Here is a 13,872-nt window from a genome sequence, read left to right as displayed (position 1 = left end):
CGTCGACCATTGGAAGGCCTTCTTTGTGTCCGAAAGTGCTGTGTCGTAACACCTTTCTAACACATCGAGGCCTTCTTCTCTTTTGGCTCATGAATAATCCAGGCTAGTGTCCTGAGTTGGAAGTTCGTTGATGAATTCGCACGCGAGTTTTTGTCCCTGGGCGCGGCGCGAGGACGAGCGTGGCAGGTCCCACGGGAGGAGGAGCAACGTGTTCAGGGGCGAAAAGGTGCCGCGAAGTCATCAACGAACTTCTAACTCAGGACCCTAGCTAGTGTGGGCCGTTTAGCAAATAAGGTGACGCTCAGCGAGTAGAACTGGCGCCACGGCAAGGCGGATATGGCTGTCGTCCACCTGCCGATGACATGGACCTCGCTTCTCGGCCTCCTGCACTTACGCTGGCGCCGCCCTCGCCGGCGAGTCGTGCTAGCACAACACGCCTATTGCGCGGGCTATGAGCGCCATAAGGTTCGCGACCAACTTCGCTTTTGCACCATGCTGAGGATCGCCTACGGAATCGCCCACCGGGTGGTGGCCGTGAGCCCGTCACAAAACGCGTGGATGCTCGATGCTCGCCTGGCGAGCGAACGTAAGCTTGCGCTGATCCCGCCCTATCAGGAGCATCCGGTCTTGCGACGCCTACCACCCCCAGCCATCGTCTCGCCGCTTCGCATCGGGGCCCTTGGCCGCCTGCGCAAGCGCAACGGTTTCGATCAGCTACTCCAGGCGGTTCGCTCGCTGCCGGCCGAGCACCTCGAACTCATCATCGGAGGAGACGGACCGGAAGCTTCGGCGCTTCGCCAGCAAGCGAAAGGCCTGCCGCACGTGCACTTCACCGGACCGGTAGAGGACGCGTGCGCTTTCCTCAGCACCGTCGATGTGCTGGTCGTGCCCTTGCGCTACGAGGCCCTTCGGGTTCGTGGCAGCCGCGGCCCGGGCAGCGTGGCGCCCGGTGCTCGTGGCGAATACGGACGGTCTTCCGGAACAGGTATCGCCGGGCACCGGTTGGGTAGTCGACGACGACAGCGTCAGCGCACTCATCAGGGCGCTGCGCCGCCTGCCTCGTGCCGCGACCATCGGACAGATGGGCGCTGAAGCCCGGCGCAGCGCAGAAGCGCCCTCCCGAGACTCGACACAACGCTGGTCGGCACTGCTGTGCTCCCTAGCGCCGCCCGCTCGGCCCCGTTAGCGCAAACACTGACCGCCCTCACCGCCTACTCTCACGCGAGGCATCTACCGTTCGATGCAATTCCGCTCGCCAACGGGGCGGAAATCTCAGACACTCCGACTCGATGGTGTGCGCCGCCTGGCGTGCGATGCGGTCTCAATTGCCGGGAGCCCTCGTGAAGATCATCCACAAGCGCACGAACACCCTGATCGCCGAAGGCAAGCGCGGGTGGGCCATCACGCCCTTCGAAGGCAACTTCTACATCTCCCGCGCAGCCCTACGCACAGGCAGATTCAAGATCAACTTCATGCCTGGCTTCTGCGTGTACAAGCTGCTGTTCGTCTGGCTCGACTTTCACGCACAGGACGGCGAGAACGACAAGAATCTGGGCTGGCTATACTGGCTTGCAAACCCTCTAATGCCCTTTATCTGGTTCCGCGTCGCGGTCCCCGCAAACCACCCAGAGATTCTGATTGAGCCCTAGCCCGCGACGCGCCAAGCCTACTATATTCATTAGTCTGGAACATCCCCAGTGGTGGGCACGACGGCGGCGACCAAATCCGCGAGAGACGCCAAGGCCGCCTCCTGCACCGCAGTAGACGCGATCGGCTCGCCAGTCGTCGATGAGGGCAAGGCGCGCGTCGCCGTAGCCGACGCTGCGACGGCCGCCGTGTAACCCAGGGAAAACGCCCCGCGCGCCGTGGAGTTCACGCACATGTGCGTCATGAAGCCCACGAGGATCAGGTTCTTGATGCCCTGGCGCGTGAGTAGGTCGTGCAGTTCCGTCTCGACGAAGGAGTTGGGGTAGTTCTTTGTGATCACCGGTTCGCCATCGCGGGGCGCGAGCGTGTCGACGATCTGCCCGATACGGTCGTTCACATCGTAGGGGCTGCCCGGACCGGCGTCGTGGCGAACGTGGAACACCGGTCGCCCCGCGTCGCGAAACCGCTCGAGTAGCTTGTGGCACTCGTCGATCGCCGGATCGACGTGATCCAGCTTCATGACGCCTTCGCGATAGGTATTCTGCGCATCGATAATCACCAGCGCAGAATCGCTGATCGGTGGCGCCTTATCCTCGAGGCCGACAATGTGACGAATAGTCTTTAGCTCGCTCATGGACTGTGCTCCGAAGCCGCGAAGAGAGGGTTGGCGTTGCAAGTGCAACTTGCTGACGAGGGCGGAGAATACCAGCTTCCGCGCCCCGTCCGCCGCCTTCGGCAACAGGCACGGACGATTCAACGAAGGGTCGATTTTCGACAACTGCCCGTAGTCCCTCCACGCCTGGCGTGCCCCTGCCCAGCAAAACCACGGTCAGCGCGTTACACTTCGACGCCTATGGATAGAGCAGCTATCGAGGACTTCTTCGGCCGCACCGCACGCTTCACGAAGCTGCGCATCCGCACGGCCGACTCCGGTTTCTACAAGGGATACAGCATCCCGATCGCGGTGATCAGCAAGACAATCATGTCGCTGTTGGTGATCTGGGCCCTGGCATTCCCCCTCAACGCCAACAATGCCCTCGGCCTGGTCAATGCTGCGCTACTGCAGTATTTCAACGCGTTCTATGTGGCGGTGGCCGGGGGTTTTTTGTTGTTTCTCCTCGTGCTTGCGTTCCTGCCGAGCACAGGTCGGCGCAAGCTCGGGCGTCCAGAGGACACACCTGAATTCTCGAATATCTCGTGGTTCTCGATGATGTTTGGCGCTGGACTGGGCGTAGGGCTGATGGTGTACGCCACGGCAGAGCCACTCGGTCTATGGGGTGCGAATCCGGTGCTGTTAGCCACGGATGTTGAACCTAATACGCAGGAAGCTGTGCGTTCGGCGATGCGGTACACCTTTCTTCACTACGGTTTCAACGCCTGGGCGATCTACGTGGTGAGCGGCTTGTGCCTAGCCTACTACGCATACACGCGCGGCATGCCGCTAACGGTTCGCTCCGCGCTGACACCCATCTTGGGCAAGGCAGCGAACGGTGCGATCGGTCACGTGGTCGACATACTCGGGGTCGTGGCCACGATCCTCGGGGTTTCGGTGACCATCGGCTTTGGCGTCAGCCAGCTCGTCGAAGGCATCTATTCCGTTACGGACATGGCATGGTTGGTACAAGGCAGCGCCGGCGAGCAAGAAGGGCCGCCCCGCCCCAGCACCGTGGGTTTGATCAGCGCCCTGCTCTTGATCATGACCCTATCTGTGTTGTCCGCCGTGTCCGGTGTAGGCCGGGGCATCAAACACCTATCGAACCTCAACCTCGCCCTGTCCAGCCTGCTGCTGCTCGTGTTCGTAGTCTTCGGCTCCTTCGCCTTCGCCCTGTCGGAGTACGCGAGCAGCTTGGCAGACTACGTCGCTAACCTGTTGCCGCTGTCCTTCGAGTCCTTTGCGCCCCTCTCTCAAGCAGACCTCGAGACGGCGCTGCCGGCACCCGTAGCCGCCCTTGCGGCGGACGACTTGGCGGCGGTGTACGCGGCAAGTACGAACGCATACGGTTCCCTTGCGGACTTTAAGGAAGGACTTCCAGCTGCTTTCACTGCGCTAGATGGCGCCGATCAACTTGCCGTGGCAACCTACGAGGCGGCACGCCAGGGACGCCTGTTCAACTGGCAGTCCGGCTGGACCACGTTCTACTGGGCGTGGTGGATCGCTTTCTCGCCGTTCGTTGGCCTGTTCCTCGCGCGCATCTCTCGCGGCCGTACGGTGCGCGAGTTCATCATCGCCTGCGTGTTCGTGCCCGCCCTCGTGTGCTTTGCCTGGATGACGATTCTCGGCAGCACGGCTATCGATCTCGAACTCTCCGGCCTCGCCCAGGGCGCCATCATCAACGCCACCACCACCAACAAGCTCTTCGCCGCGCTCAACCATATGCTCTCGGGCGATTTCCTCTACGCTGTCACCGCGATGTGCGTGTTGCTCATTCTCACCTTTCTGGTGACTTCGGCGGACTCGGGCATCCTGGTCATGAACACGATCATGTCAGGCGGCTCCATCGACACGGACATCAAGCACCGCATCGTGTGGGGTGTGATCCTAACGCTTGTAATCGGTGCCTTGATTGTGGCGGGCAGTAGCGGCGCGCAGTCCAACCCCTTCGACGCCCTGCGCAATGCGATGATCATCGGCGCCCTGCCCTTCGCCTTGGTGATGGTACTGATGTGCATCTCCCTGGTGATCGCCGTCATCGCAGACGATCGGGCGGCTAGAGCGCAGGAGATGGCGACCGCCGCCTAGCGCTTGTGGGTAAGCGGTAAGAGGGGCGCATCAGCGCCGAGCGCTCGCCCTGCAGCGCCCGCGTCGCGGGCTGAAGACGATCTAGCCCCCCGACATGTCGAGCGCAGCGCCACAGGCATCCCAGACGCGCTCATGCAACACACCCCTAACGCCCTTCTCGCGCTCGGTGCCAAGGCCCCCTTTGTGCCCTATGTAACGTAATCGCGGTGCCCACTTGGCGCTTTCAGGCTACCTCGAACATCCACGAGAACCAGTACCACAGATCCGGCGCAAGTCTCGATGGGCCCGGCCGACACAGGGAGTGCGTAGGTGGTCAGGCCAGGGCGCATTGCAAAGCACGACACCTCAGCAAGACGGGCGGCCGCACCCGGGGACCTGGCTAGCGCTGGGCGCCTACGGTGTCATCCTATTCCTTGTCATCGCCCTGTCGTTTCAAATCGGATTCGCGTCCAATGCGGTGGTCGCGGTCTGGCCAGCCTCCGGTATCGGCACCTGCGCCGCCCTGCGTTACGGCTGGCGGGCGCTGATCCCGATCGTGCTCAGTGGCGTGTGCTACTCCCTCATATTCCAGCCAGAGGGACCCATCGGCCTCTACGCGATGACCAGTGCGGGGAACGCGCTTGCGATCTGTTGCGCCATCGCGGCTTACCGGACCCTCGGCGGATCGACTACCCCCTTCTCGAACGTCCGCGCCGTGCTGCTGGTGATTCTGGTGCTGGCGGCGGGCCATAGCACCCTCGCCGCGATGGCCGGGGCGGGGCTGGTCGGTCTCTCCATGGGGCTGCCCGGGACAGAGATCTGGTCCCTGTGGTGGCGCTGGTTCCTGTCCGACTTCACCGGCGTCGTGCTGGTGTTGCCCGCCGCAGTAGCACTCGCACCCCACGTCTACCATCCCGCGCGGACAGTCAGGCGCGCATTCGCGAGGCACGACCGACGCGTGGCCCTGCTGGCGTCTTCGAGCGTGTCCGTCGTGCTGGTGGCCGCAGCTAGCCTGTTCCCCGGGCAGTCCAACGCCTACCCATTGGTGTTACTCACCATGCCTCTTTGCACCTGGCTGGCATTTCGAGCGGATACCACCGGGTCGATGGTGCTCCTGTCCCTCACGATCACCCTGGCACTTGCCCAAGCCCTGATGCGCCCAGGCACGGCGACCGGTGAGGTGTTCCTCACCCTGCAGCTTTACGGCATGGTGGTGATGTGCACCAGTCTGGTGATTCATGCAGGCGCCTGTGAGCGGCGCAAAGCGGTGCGCGCCTTGGCCCAGGAGCGAGCGAATCTCGAGGCCACTGTGGCCTCCCGCACGGCTGAGCTGCGCGAGCAAGTACTCGCCCACGAGCAGATCAAGCAAGAACTAGAGATCCTGGTGAAGAAGGACCCGCTCACCGGCGTCGCAAATCGCCGCGCCTTTCTGGAACGAGGCGAGCAAGAGGTCAGCCGACATCACCGCACGAACGAAGCGCTCAGCCTGCTCATGGTGGACATCGATCACTTCAAGCGCATCAACGACACCTACGGCCACGCAGTTGGCGATGAGGTGATCGTGAGCGTGGCCAAGTGCTTGGCAGATACCCTGCGCGCCGGCACGGATATGGTCGCTAGGATCGGCGGCGAGGAGTTCGCATGCCTTCTCGGCAACACCGATAGGTCGGCCGCCCTGGCCACGGCCGAACGCTTGCGCGCCGCCGTGGAATCGCTGGCGATTGGCAAGGACCGACGAACCCTACGCACCACCGCTAGCTTCGGTGCCTGCACGCTCAGTCGCTCTCGGGCAGACCTCGAGAGCCTGCTGCTCGGGGCCGACCACGCCTTGTATGCAGCGAAGCGTGCAGGTCGAAACCGCGTTTACGACCTGCACGGCGGCACGTCCGCGACGGTGGAACTTCGCGCCAACCGCTAGCTGAGCGTCAGCTGATGCGCTGGTTGACCATATCGCTGTGATCGGTCGCGATGTTGCACGACTGCAGAATCCTCAAGTGTTCTCATTGGCGCCGCGTCCCTAGTCGTCGTGTTCGTACAGAAAGGGACGGGAGCGCTGCAGCATCAGCGTCAAGCGCACGATGAGATCGTCTGCCCGACGCCAATCGAATACATCCCCCTCGGCCGTGGAAATTAGATCGACCCCATAGCCGACGGCGAACTGCCGCTCGATGAAATACTCACTTGAAATGAACGCCTGGACCTGCGGATCCTCACTGGTGGTCAAGGTAAAGCTTGGGTCCACGCGAGCGAACATGGAGTGTTGCAATAGCCACGAGGGATAGTCGCGAAGGTCGTAGTCGTAGCGCCCAGCACCGTGGTTCTGAATCCGCCAGTCGAGATCGTCCTCAAGGAGCTCGTCCTCCAGATCGAAAGACAGGTGTGCTGTGGCACCAAGACGCTCATCGAGGAGCCAGAGGGTGACCGCGCCGTCGAACAGCACTGACGCGAGCAGGTCCGGGATCTCCTTCATGTTGACCACGGTGCTGCGGCGCCGAAGCTGAAATCCGCGCTCGTTCGCAAGCCAGTCGAGCAATGCGCCAGCGATCGATGCGGTGTGAGGGCTCGTCATGACGGTCACGTTGAGCGATACGGGGCGCCCCTGGTCTGGGCGCAGCACCTTTGCCTGTGGATCGTAAGCGAACACGCGACGCGCCGTGCGCCGCCCGTAGTCCCGCTCGAAGTTGACCCAGAGCGAATCGGCCGAGGCCCCGCGCTCGAGGTAGATCAGACCATCGCAGGCAAGGATCTCCCCAACGATCCCGTCACTCACGGCGCTATCCGGATCGGGCTCAAGGCGGGCGAAGATCTTCGGCCTCACGTGGGGCGCCGCTTCATGCAATATCGCGACGAGGGACTCGACCACCTCCTCATCGTCGTACGCGTGGGAAACAAACACCGATTGCGGCAGTACTTGCCAGTCGACTGAAGGCTTACCCATCGCCACGTGTTCTCCGGTCACACTGGCGTGCCAAAGTAGTCATCAACCGGTAGCGTAGGCAAGTGACGCATAGCGCGCTGTCAGCTTGCGCGATCGATACTCTGCCTCGAGCCGCCCGCGACGCAGCGAGGCCCACCATGCATGTGCCAACGCCACTTGAAATCATTGCCGGTCAACCAGACCTCCCGCTCACTGGTGTTAGCGCGCGATCTGCTGCCCACGTCCTGCCGTAACGTTTCGCCGCGGCAAGAAACCACCACATCATCAGGCCGCACAGCACGTTCCGCTCGGCCGTCAGCAAACTGAGGAATAAGCAAATGGCTAATGTGAATATCAACGGTAAGACCGTACTCGTCACCGGCGCCAACCGGGGCATCGGCAAGGCCATCGTTGAGACCCTGCTCGAACGAGGCGTCGCCAAGGTGTACGCGGCGGTGCGGCGTCCGCAGAGCGCAGCGCCGCTGGTCGAGCGCTACGGCGATCGCGTTGTCCCCGTGCACTTCGACCTCACGGATGAGCAGGTCATCCACGCTGCTGCCGAAGTAGCGAGCGATGTCGACGTGGTGGTCAACAACGCCGGCGTTCTGCGACCTGCCGAAGCCCTATCCGACGATGCCTTCGACAGCTTGACGTTCGAGCTAGACAACAACGTCTACGGCTTGCTGCGCGTGGTGCGCGCCTTTGCTCCCGTACTGAAAGCCAACGGCGGTGGTGCCTTCGTGCAGCTGAACTCGGTCGCCTCTATGAAGAGCTTCCCGGCCTTCTCGACCTATTCCGCCTCTAAGGCCGCCTCCTACTCGTTGACCCAAGCCTTACGCGAGCAGCTAGCCGACCAGAACACGGCGGTGGTGAGCGTGCATCCAGGCCCTATCGCGACGGACATGGGTGATGCGGCGGGTTTGAGTGAGATCGCTGAACCGCCCTCTCTGGTTGCCGAGGCTATCGTCGATGCCCTGGCGCGCGGAGCGTTCCACGCGTGGCCGGATAACATGGCCAAGCACTTCGAGGAGGCCTACGGCGGCTTCGCGAGCGCTGTGGTGGAAGCAGACTTGAGCGAGGGTTGAGTGCGGTCACGACGCGCCCTCACTCAGGGCGCGTCGTGGTTTGCCTACGGGCGCTTCAGATAGGTGGCGAGAAATCTGTCGACGCCACCCCAGGTTGGGCCGCCCGTCTCGCGCACGAACTCAGTGCCCCGAATGCTGAACGTGGTGGTCCCCTGCGCTGCGCCGATAATGTCCTCCACCGCGTGCCCGGCCGTAGGTACCAGCGTGAACTTCGCGAAGTTGTCCCACGCAGCACTCGCCTGAAACAGCAGCTCGCTCTGGTTGAAGGGCAGCACGTCATCGACAAGGCCGTGCAGCACCCAAAGCGGTGGGACAACCCCCTCGATATAGCTGGCGGGATCTGCCGCTTCGGTCTCCTGCGGGCATTCCTGGATGCTCACACGAATGTCGTCGATGGCTTCGCTCGGGCACAGAATCAAGCGCCCCTCCGGTGAGTTTGGGGAATCATGGGGATAAGCGGGCCCCTGGGGCAGATCGTTGTCTTGGGCAAACTGATCCATCGACAGAAAGTCACTGGGCGGAAAGAAGGCCACCGCCACACGCACGGCGCTGGAGGTGCCAGCGATGCCCGTCTCGCCTGGAAGGGCAGGGATATCGCTGGTGGCGGCTGCGAAGGCGGCAGCCCAGCCGCCGGAGGAGTTACCCATGATGCCAACGCGCACGGGATCGATGCCGTAGAGGCCGGCATTGCGGCGCAAGAACCGGATGGCAGCACGCACATCGTAGCCCTGGGCAGGGAACGGAGCATCGCTGCTGGCGCGGATACTGAGCGTGGCGACCGCGTAGCCCCGGCCGTTGAAGCGTTGGGCAGCTTGCACCGCGTCGTCGGCGTCTTTCCCTTCGTTACCCAACCAGGCGGATCCCGAATGCCAGATCAGCAGCGGCGCCGGGCGGACGTCGTCCACGATCGGCACGTACAGATCGAGCAAGTTCCCTGGGCGCGCGTCGCCGTAGGCAAGGTCCTCGAATACCGTCACTTGAGCCCAGACAGGGTGCAGCAACAGGCTCACCAGAACCAGCGTCAGCGCACTCGCTCGGTAAGCCCTTGGTCTGCAACTCTTTGTTTCCTCTGCGGGGATCACGAAAGCGAACGGTACAGTGAGGCTCACTAGCAACTCCTTCGAGTCAGATCGGGGATTGTCACGGGAATGCTTATGGGCGCAGTGGCCGCCCGAGGCGCAAGGCGCCGATGGACTTCACTACCATTGCAAACCAATCACGCCACGTGCGCAACGCGAGGCCGAGGGGCCACCCATCGCAGCCCACGTCCCAGCCGCGCCCCCCCTGCTCCGCTGCGTCCGCAGACTGGCACGACTACGCGAGCCTGTACTGCGGTGGACTCGGGGCGTACGCCGGATGACGTGAAGGCACGGCCCAGAGCGATTCCGAACCCATCGCTAAGTCGATTTTTCTATCCTAACAAGACTATTGCGACCCACTTCTCACTTCGCTGAAAATCCCGTAAGAACCAACCGAGAATCCCCCTCATGACCAACACTCGCACGCTGCTTGCAGCCGCCGCCAGCCTACTAGTGCTACTACCAGCAACACTCATGGCAATGCTGCCACCAGACTTCCCAGACGGACCGCCGCACGTGTACCGCCCCGGCGAGTCCCAGCTAAAGTTCACGCTGATGCCGGGACAGGAGTTGAGCATCGCTGGCGGCATCAAGCGCCGCACTGAGGGGTTCATTGCCTTCTCAGGCGCCGGCGTAGAGATGGAGTTGTCGGGCAACATCTTCGGCGTGCAATGCACACAAGTCGATGATCGGATCACCATCTGCACGTTCATCGGCACCGGCCGCGCAGACGATAAGGTCGAGGGGCGGGACAAGCTCTTCGGCACGGTTTACGCGACGCTGCGGGGGGCTTCGGTGCCGGTCGAGGTCACGTTCTTGAGCCTACTCGTACAGTCCGAGTAGGCCACGGACGACGCCGGCGCGGCTGGGGGCGCACAGCAGTGCGGTGTTCAGAACAGGTGCCAGGAGCACCGAGGAGCCATCAGCGATCAGGGCGGTGCCAACGCCCAAGGTGGCGAAACGCAGCAAGCCAATCGCGAGCGACAGGCATCGCACCACGCGACATGCCATTTGCCGGGCGTCGGGTTCACGTGCCCTACGAAGCCCCTGTGCGACGCGCCATGACGTAGGCACCCGTCACCAGCGCGGCCACGATCACCACCAGGCGCAAGGCCAGGTAGGCGTAAGGCGCTCCCTGTGCGCTGCTAAGCGCGCTCACCGCCACGAGCGCCGCAAGCACACTGACCAAGGGACCGAGCGTCACCAGGGCGTTGCGACGAAAGGAGCGACCGCGGCGAAATGCGATCGCTGCAGCGACTGCGCCAGCGATGGTCGCCCCGAGGAAGAGCAGGAGAAAGTACAGGGCTCGGATCGCGAGCAGAGCGGGCGCGTCCGGGTGCGCCGCCAAGGCGGCCACCAGACGCCGCGCGACCGAGACATCCCAAGAACTGAGGCTTACGTACGCGCAAACGCACGCGAGCACGGTGAAGCCGAGGCTTACGAGGTCGAACTGCTGCAAGCGGTACTGCGCCAAGGTGGGCAAGGAGCGCAGCGCTTCGCGCCAATAGGCGACTGCAGCGTGCGGTGAGTCGGCGCGTTCGAGGTGCTGCTCGTGCAGATCGCCAAGGACATCCTCTCGCACGGATGCGGGAGCTACCAACGCGACCATGCCCTCGGCGAGCCGTGGCGGGTTCGCCTCCCGCCGCCCCCTTGACGACCTCACAGCGCGATCCCGTCGAGCATCTGTTTCAGGGAACGTACTGACGCGCGGAACACTGCCACGCCCTCGCTCGTAATCTGGAAGTAACGCCTGGGGCGGCCGCCGCGCGCGACCTCGGGCTCACCCACCCGAGAGCTGACGAGCGCCTTCCCTTGCATCCGCGCTAGGGTCGTGTAGATCGCCCCGACGGCGGGGCGGCGCCCCGTGCGCGTGCAGATCTCCTCACTGATGGCAGCGCCGTAAGCACCGTCGCCGAGGTGCAGCACCGCGGCCATCACCGTGAGTTCGAATTCGCCTAGAGGCTTGGGGGCGTTCATCTCCCCATCCTGCCGGAGCCATGGCATGGCGCCAAGCACCAGCCGATGGCGTTGCACAACGCGCGCGGGCTTGGCGCACCCATCGCCTACTCGGTCTCGGCGATCGCCAGTGCTTCGATCTGAAAGTCCACGTCCGCTCCAATCGGGCCGAGGGCAGTCGTCACACCAAAGGCCTCGCGAGAGAAGGAACCGGTGGCAGTGAACCCGGCGGCCCGCTTGCGGGTCACCGGGTCCGTGCCGAGCTTGTTCAGACGAACCTCTAGCGCCAAGGGTGCAGTAGCACCCCGCATGGTCATCTCACCGGTCACGCGATAGCAGTTTTGTGGGCATTCGGACGAGCGCGCCACCGCCGTCGAGGCAAAGTGAATGGCCGGGTGTGAAACCGCATCGAGCCAGTGCGGGCCGCGGACGATGCGTTCACGTTCCGCGTGATCGGAGCGCAGACCGGCTAGCGCGATCGTCGCGGTAATCCGGCTGTTCTGCGGCGCAGCCTCGTCCAGCAGAAGGACCCCAGAGACGTCGGTAAACGTGCCGATAGTCTTGGTGAACCCAAAGCGATCTACCTGCCAGACCACATGCGTATGGTCGCTATCGATGGAGAAGGGAGCTGTCGCCGCACTGGCCGCGCAAGCGAACAGAGCAGTGAACGACAACGCGCCTAGCAGTCGTATAGCCATTGGGCGGCATCCTTTTACTTCAATGTAGTATTCAGTATTACTACACTGTAGTATTCTGGCGATGTCAAGCGATAGGAAAGCTGGAGACATGACGACGGCGCTTGAGTGGAGCGGCCGAACGCTGATGGGCGGCGGCGCGCTTGCGGCAATCACCAACGGCGTGCTCACGCCGCTCCTGCCCCACGGCAGCGCCTTCGCCGAGCTGGCTTCCTCGACCGTGTTTCGAGTGCGCATGAGCCTGGCCACGGTCGTTACCCTCTGCCTCGTCGTCGGCTGCATTGGCCTGTGCATCGTGCACGTGAAACGAATGAAAGTACTTGGTGCTATCAGTTTCCTACTAGCCCTCCTAGGCAGCGCCGCCGCCTTTGCCCACGAGTGGGCACAGATCTTCTATATCCACCATATCGCCCTTACGGCACCGCAAGCCCTGAACCTGATGGAAAACGTGAACAGACCGAATCTGTTCGACGCGGAGGCTGCCATCGCGCTCGGGGGGCTCACGCTAGGGTGGTCGGCCTTCTGCGCCTACATGCTGAGCGCACGGGTAGTTGGCCGCACAGGCCCGTCGCTCGTCTTGGCGAGCGTGCTGGCGCTGCCGCTGCTAGCCGTAGCTGCGCCGATCATGGGTCAGGTGGTAGGCGCCATCGGCCTAGCGGCAGGCTGGTGTCGCTTGGGCTGGGATATCTCGCGGCTTGCGCGGGCCCACGCCCCCGCGCGAACGACTGACGCGTAGCGCCTGGCGCCTCGCTCGATCGGTGGCGTCACGTCGCCGGCCGCGGCGGTCCGTAGCACGCGCCGCGCATCCCCGTCGCCAACGCGGGGACGGGCGCGGCAAGTGATGACCCCGTGATAACTTCGTGGCACGCTGCAGCGCCTGAGCTTCGCCTGTCACAAGGCGAGGTATCGCTCATCCCGCCGTTTACCACTGCCTATCCACAGGGCCGCTAGAGGACGCTCAGATGATGATCGAGAACCGATGGCTAGGGTGCTTCCTGCTGCTGCTCGCCGCTCATCACAGCGGGGCTGGCGAGGGCTCCATGAAGTTCGCGAGCGGCGACGCCCAGGTCACGCTTATCGAACTGTTCACCTCCGAGGGCTGCAGCAGCTGTCCCCCGGCCGAACGTTGGCTCAATGACTTGAAGGCCGACCCTGGCCTGTGGAACAGCTTCATCCCCATTGCCCTACATGTCGACTACTGGGACTACCTAGGCTGGAAAGACCCCTTCGCCGACCCGGCCCACGCCAAGCGTCAGCGACGCTACGCCGCGGAAGAAGGCGCGCGCACGGTGTACACGCCGGGCGTGTTCCGCAACGGTCGCGCCTGGGCGGACTGGCGCACCGATGGACGCATCGTCGCGCGCCACTCATCACCCGGCAACCTTGTGGTGAGCCGAGACGGTGACACCGTGATGGCGCGCTTTGACGCGACCAGCCACCGAAACGAACAGCTGGTGCTGAACGTCGCAGTGCTCGGCATGGGCTTCGAGACGCGTGTGCGCGCCGGCGAGAATCGTGGCCGAGCCCTCGCCCATGAGTTCGTGTTGATGGGCCAGGGCACCCGTGCGATGACCCGTGAGGGTAGCCGCTACGTCGCCACGACGGCGGTGCCCACGGCCGATCGGCCGACCGAGCAAATGGCGCTTGTGGCATGGGTCTCCACGCGCACCTCTCAACGGCCCGTTCAAGCTGTGGGCGGCTTTCTCACGCCATCTCCCTGAGCGCGCACGCGCCGCCACCACTGAGAGCTTTTCCAAGCCAGACACACTTTCCT

The 13,872-nt window shown here is 63.5% G+C and carries 14 protein-coding genes; 8 read left to right on the top strand and 6 right to left on the bottom strand.

Annotated features, from left to right (window positions below; translation table 11 throughout):
- Window positions 1-492 precede the first annotated feature (492 nt).
- A complete protein-coding gene (locus AAGA68_20855) occupies window positions 493-1,092 on the top strand; it encodes a glycosyltransferase (protein ID MEM9387518.1) in 600 nt (199 codons plus the stop codon).
- Window positions 1,093-1,340: 248 nt separating this feature from the next.
- Window positions 1,341-1,649 carry a hypothetical protein gene (locus AAGA68_20850; protein ID MEM9387517.1) on the top strand — a complete coding sequence of 103 codons (309 nt, stop codon included), beginning with the start codon at window positions 1,341-1,343 and terminating at the stop codon, window positions 1,647-1,649.
- A gap of 29 nt (window positions 1,650-1,678) precedes the next feature.
- Here the strand turns inward: AAGA68_20850 and AAGA68_20845 are convergent, their stop codons facing one another.
- A complete protein-coding gene (locus AAGA68_20845; protein MEM9387516.1) occupies window positions 1,679-2,281 on the bottom strand; it encodes a cysteine hydrolase family protein in 603 nt (200 codons plus the stop codon).
- A gap of 219 nt (window positions 2,282-2,500) precedes the next feature.
- Between AAGA68_20845 and AAGA68_20840 the strand changes: the two genes are divergently transcribed.
- Together AAGA68_20840 and AAGA68_20835 are read left to right on the top strand one after the other, a co-directional pair.
- A complete protein-coding gene (locus AAGA68_20840; protein MEM9387515.1) occupies window positions 2,501-4,387 on the top strand; it encodes a BCCT family transporter in 1,887 nt (628 codons plus the stop codon).
- 328 nt (window positions 4,388-4,715) lie between these two features.
- Window positions 4,716-6,284, top strand: coding sequence for a diguanylate cyclase (locus tag AAGA68_20835; GenBank protein ID MEM9387514.1), 1,569 nt, complete (start codon window positions 4,716-4,718; stop codon window positions 6,282-6,284).
- 99 nt (window positions 6,285-6,383) lie between these two features.
- On the opposite strand, the gene AAGA68_20830 is transcribed toward AAGA68_20835, so the two are convergent.
- Complete coding sequence (locus AAGA68_20830) at window positions 6,384-7,304, bottom strand: hypothetical protein (GenBank protein MEM9387513.1); 921 nt, start codon at window positions 7,302-7,304, stop codon at window positions 6,384-6,386.
- Window positions 7,305-7,621: 317 nt separating this feature from the next.
- Here AAGA68_20830 and AAGA68_20825 point away from each other — a divergent pair, with 317 nt between their 5' ends.
- Complete coding sequence (locus AAGA68_20825) at window positions 7,622-8,368, top strand: SDR family oxidoreductase (protein MEM9387512.1); 747 nt, start codon at window positions 7,622-7,624, stop codon at window positions 8,366-8,368.
- 44 nt (window positions 8,369-8,412) lie between these two features.
- Here AAGA68_20825 and AAGA68_20820 read toward each other — a convergent pair whose 3' ends face one another.
- Window positions 8,413-9,477 carry an alpha/beta hydrolase fold domain-containing protein gene (locus tag AAGA68_20820; protein MEM9387511.1) on the bottom strand — a complete coding sequence of 355 codons (1,065 nt, stop codon included), beginning with the start codon at window positions 9,475-9,477 and terminating at the stop codon, window positions 8,413-8,415.
- 378 nt (window positions 9,478-9,855) lie between these two features.
- On the opposite strand from AAGA68_20820, the gene AAGA68_20815 reads away from it, so the two are divergent.
- Window positions 9,856-10,290 carry a hypothetical protein gene (locus AAGA68_20815; GenBank protein ID MEM9387510.1) on the top strand — a complete coding sequence of 145 codons (435 nt, stop codon included), beginning with the start codon at window positions 9,856-9,858 and terminating at the stop codon, window positions 10,288-10,290.
- A 193-nt stretch (window positions 10,291-10,483) separates the two neighbouring features.
- On the opposite strand, the gene AAGA68_20810 is transcribed toward AAGA68_20815, so the two are convergent.
- The 3 genes from AAGA68_20810 to AAGA68_20800 form a co-directional block, all read right to left on the bottom strand.
- Complete coding sequence (locus AAGA68_20810) at window positions 10,484-11,110, bottom strand: hypothetical protein (protein MEM9387509.1); 627 nt, start codon at window positions 11,108-11,110, stop codon at window positions 10,484-10,486.
- Window positions 11,107-11,424, bottom strand: a complete 318-nt coding sequence (locus tag AAGA68_20805) for a helix-turn-helix transcriptional regulator (GenBank protein ID MEM9387508.1) — start codon at window positions 11,422-11,424, stop codon at window positions 11,107-11,109. The genes AAGA68_20810 and AAGA68_20805 overlap by 4 nt, the downstream gene beginning before the upstream one ends.
- Before the next feature lie 86 nt (window positions 11,425-11,510).
- Window positions 11,511-12,101 carry a YceI family protein gene (locus AAGA68_20800; protein MEM9387507.1) on the bottom strand — a complete coding sequence of 197 codons (591 nt, stop codon included), beginning with the start codon at window positions 12,099-12,101 and terminating at the stop codon, window positions 11,511-11,513.
- An 88-nt stretch (window positions 12,102-12,189) separates the two neighbouring features.
- Between AAGA68_20800 and AAGA68_20795 the strand changes: the two genes are divergently transcribed.
- Window positions 12,190-12,834 (top strand): hypothetical protein, encoded by a 645-nt coding sequence (locus AAGA68_20795; GenBank protein MEM9387506.1) that lies wholly within the window; start codon window positions 12,190-12,192, stop codon window positions 12,832-12,834.
- A gap of 226 nt (window positions 12,835-13,060) precedes the next feature.
- Entirely contained in the window at window positions 13,061-13,819 is a 759-nt protein-coding gene (locus AAGA68_20790; GenBank protein MEM9387505.1) for a DUF1223 domain-containing protein, read from the top strand.
- The last annotated feature ends 53 nt before the right edge of the window (window positions 13,820-13,872 follow it).

The sequence above is a fragment of the Pseudomonadota bacterium genome (assembly GCA_039193195.1).
GTDB lineage: Bacteria > Pseudomonadota > Gammaproteobacteria > Steroidobacterales > JBCBZW01 > JBCBZW01.
Note: the sequence above shows the minus strand (reverse complement) of the source record. Positions and strands in the feature narration are given on the sequence as shown.

Coding starts and splice junctions, on each gene's coding strand:
- AAGA68_20855 (MEM9387518.1), top strand. CDS start 493: ATGCTGAGGATCGCCTACGGAATCGCCCACCGGGTGGTGGCCGTGAGC.
- AAGA68_20840 (MEM9387515.1), top strand. CDS start 2,501: ATGGATAGAGCAGCTATCGAGGACTTCTTCGGCCGCACCGCACGCTTC.
- AAGA68_20845 (MEM9387516.1), bottom strand. CDS start 2,281: ATGAGCGAGCTAAAGACTATTCGTCACATTGTCGGCCTCGAGGATAAG.
- AAGA68_20815 (MEM9387510.1), top strand. CDS start 9,856: ATGACCAACACTCGCACGCTGCTTGCAGCCGCCGCCAGCCTACTAGTG.
- AAGA68_20795 (MEM9387506.1), top strand. CDS start 12,190: ATGACGACGGCGCTTGAGTGGAGCGGCCGAACGCTGATGGGCGGCGGC.
- AAGA68_20830 (MEM9387513.1), bottom strand. CDS start 7,304: ATGGGTAAGCCTTCAGTCGACTGGCAAGTACTGCCGCAATCGGTGTTT.
- AAGA68_20805 (MEM9387508.1), bottom strand. CDS start 11,424: ATGAACGCCCCCAAGCCTCTAGGCGAATTCGAACTCACGGTGATGGCC.
- AAGA68_20825 (MEM9387512.1), top strand. CDS start 7,622: ATGGCTAATGTGAATATCAACGGTAAGACCGTACTCGTCACCGGCGCC.
- AAGA68_20790 (MEM9387505.1), top strand. CDS start 13,061: ATGATGATCGAGAACCGATGGCTAGGGTGCTTCCTGCTGCTGCTCGCC.
- AAGA68_20800 (MEM9387507.1), bottom strand. CDS start 12,101: ATGGCTATACGACTGCTAGGCGCGTTGTCGTTCACTGCTCTGTTCGCT.